This is a genomic window from Pseudomonas sp. SIMBA_041, assembly GCF_046535095.1.
Taxonomy (GTDB): Bacteria; Pseudomonadota; Gammaproteobacteria; order Pseudomonadales; family Pseudomonadaceae; genus Aquipseudomonas; species Aquipseudomonas mucoides.
Map to the genome: position 1 here is coordinate 1 of NZ_JAWRXJ010000049.1, position 460 is coordinate 460.

At 68.9% G+C, this 460-nt stretch carries 1 protein-coding gene; it reads right to left on the minus strand.

Annotation, left to right across the window (positions count from 1 at the left end):
• The coding region (locus tag SB725_RS30170) for an ATP-binding cassette domain-containing protein (RefSeq protein WP_410923020.1) at positions 1–460 on the minus strand (460 nt) is incomplete at both ends.

The window sequence follows — 460 nt, forward strand, 5'->3', positions numbered from 1 at the left end:
GTTGCCCTTCCACGGAATGCCGTGGCCGCGGTCGAGTTCGAGAATCCACTCGGCCGCGTTGTCGAGGAAGTAGCGATCGTGCGTGACGGCGACGACGGTGCCGGGGAAGCTCACCCGGAACTGCTCGAGCCAGTCGACCGACTCGGCGTCGAGGTGGTTGGTCGGCTCGTCGAGCAGCAGCAGTTCGGGCTGCTGAGCAAGTGCGCGCGCCAGCAATGCGCGCTGCTTTTCTCCGCCCGACAGCGACGCGAAACGTTGCGCGCGGCGCTCGATGAGGTCGACGTCTCGCAACGCGGCGTCGACGATCCGGCGATCGTCGGCACTCTCCCCCTCGAACGCGCGCTGGTGCGGCGTGCGTCCCATACCGACCAGTTCGTCGACCGTCAGCCCGAAGTCGTCGGGCGTCTCCTGCTGCAGCACGGCGACACGCTGCGCGAGCGCGCGCGGCCGCATCCGCCAT